General features: G+C 47.7%; 2 protein-coding genes. One reads left to right on the forward strand and one right to left on the reverse strand.

Annotated elements, in window-relative coordinates:
• Positions 1-48 precede the first annotated feature (48 nt).
• Complete coding sequence (locus BCT81_RS25320; protein WP_102426251.1) at positions 49-825, forward strand: transporter substrate-binding domain-containing protein; 777 nt, start codon at positions 49-51, stop codon at positions 823-825.
• A gap of 75 nt (positions 826-900) precedes the next feature.
• On the opposite strand, the gene BCT81_RS25325 is transcribed toward BCT81_RS25320, so the two are convergent.
• Positions 901-2,328, reverse strand: a complete 1,428-nt coding sequence (locus BCT81_RS25325; protein ID WP_102426252.1) for a fructose-specific PTS transporter subunit EIIC — start codon at positions 2,326-2,328, stop codon at positions 901-903.
• Positions 2,329-2,348 lie beyond the last annotated feature (20 nt).

Raw genomic sequence — 2,348 nt, forward strand, 5'->3', positions numbered from 1 at the left:
TATCTACATTCATCACTTAGAAATCAGCATTCTTTGAAGGAATAAAAAATGAAGAAAAGCTTAATTGCATTAGGAATGTTCTTACTTGCTTTTACACAAATTGCACATGCACAAAGTCGTTTGCAGGAGATACTCGATGCCGGAGTTCTTCGCGTTGGTACAACTGGAGATTGGAACCCAATGACAATGAAGGATCCAGCGACCAATAGCTACCGCGGCTTTGATATCGATGTCACGACTGAGTTGGCTAAGGACCTAGGCGTTAAAGTGGAATACGTCGCAACGGACTGGAAAACCTTGGTGAATGGCATCACAGCCAACAAATACGACGTGACTGGCAGCGCATCGCTCAACATGTCTCGAGCAAAAGTCGCTGGGTACAGCCACCCCTATTTCTATCTGGCTTTCGTCCCTGTTGTGCAAAAGAAAGACATAGAGAAGTTCTCTGATTGGAGTGACTTTGACAAAGCAGAAATCAAAGTTGCCGCCACGCTCGGCACAGTACAAGAAAAAATGGTGAAGGACTTCTTCCCATCGGCACAACACATCGTGATTGAAGCGCCAGCACGGGATTTCCAAGAGCTTTTAGCTCGCCGCGCCGATGTCTCCGTGACTTCAAACGTAGAGGCTGCAACCTTAGTCGAGAAGTTTAAACAACTCGCGATAGTTCCGGTGAAAGAGCCACGTAAACCAACTCCAATTGCCATGCTACTACCACAAGATGATCAGGTTTGGATTAACTACATTAATCACTGGGTTGAATTGAAAAAGACGCAAGGTTTCTTCAAGCAAACCGCTGAGAAGTGGGGACTGAAGAGCATGTAACGAGCTCATAGAGAAGATAAAAATAGAGCCCTTAGGGGGTAGGGCTCTAGAGTTAGGAGCTAACTTGACGTTGGGTTATGCGACGACCAGTGTTGCGGCTTTCTTCATCGCTTCTTTGGTTGAGCACTCAATCACGTTCGAATTGGCAAAGCGGTGAGCGTCTTTCACTTGAATATCGTGAGCTAAGATAACCAGTTTCGCGTTTGCGACATCTAGGTCTGTAATGCGGTTTTGAATGCCATTTTGACCTTGTGTTTCTACCTTAATCTTAAGGCCAGCTGCCGCACCTGCTTTCTCTAGTGCTTTGGCTGCCATAAAGGTGTGTGCAACACCAGAAGGGCAACATGTTACTGCTACGATGTCGTACTCGCCTTCGCCCGCTACAGGTGCTGTTTGAGCCTGAACTGGCGCAGCTTCAACTGTGTCCTCTTCTGTTTCAACGACTACTGGCTTCCAGAAGCCAACGATAACCGCTGTGGTTAGAGAGCCTAGTGCGATACCGACCACGTACATAGGGATGTTGCTTGATACCGGCGCTGTGATTAGACCGCCCCATGGTGCGTGAAGTAGGATGTCTGTCATGAAGCCAAACACACAGCCAACGATACCACCGGCAACGATTGAAGGCAGAACGCGCATTGGGTCGTTCGCTGCGAATGGGATAGCACCTTCAGAGATACCGATAGAGCCCATGATTGCCGCTGCTTTACCTGCTTCTTGTTCTTGTTTAGAGAACTTGTTTTTGAATAGGAAAGTTGCCAGTGCCATACCTAGAGGTGGTGTACAAATCGCGATGCCTACGCCGCCCATTAACCATGGTTGTGTGTCTACTTGAGTTTGAGCAAATAGGGTCGCTACTTTGTTGATAGGGCCGCCCATATCAAATGCCGTCATACCACCAAGGATTGTGCCCAGAACCATCTTAGATGCACCCGCCATTGACGCTAGGAACTCGTTCATTGAAGCCATGAACAGTTTGATTGGCTCACCGATGCCCCACAGTACGATACCTGCCGAGATTAGCGTACCAACAAGCGGGTAGATGAAGTAAGCACCTAGTGCAGTCATGTTAGTAGAAAGTGGGATCTTCTTAAGTTGAAGTACCACGCCACCTGCGATGAAGCCAGCAACGATACAGCCAAGGAAGCCGCCTCCCATGTCTGCCATAATGCCAGAAGAGATCATCGCTGGCGCTAGTGCTGGTTTGTCTGCAATGGAGTAACCAATAAAGCCGCCAAGAATGATTGGGAAAAGAACAAGGCCCTTGATACCGATGTTAGAGATGTCTGCCAGCAAGCCGTCTGCTGGAACCGCACCTTTACCCGATGCCATGACCGCTAACGCCAACAGAACACCACCGGCTACGATGAAAGGCAGCATGTGTGATGTACCGAAAAGCAGGTGACCTTTCATGGTACTAAGGAGTTTTTTATAGTCGCTACTACTATTTTTATTATTAGAATTGCTACTGGTATTCGTAGCTTGATTTGCTAGGGTACTCATAATTGTCTACGCCTTATGAA

Origin of the sequence: Vibrio sp. 10N.261.52.A1 (assembly GCF_002876325.1) — a bacterium.
In the GTDB taxonomy this organism is placed as follows: Bacteria; Pseudomonadota; Gammaproteobacteria; order Enterobacterales; family Vibrionaceae; genus Vibrio; species Vibrio chagasii.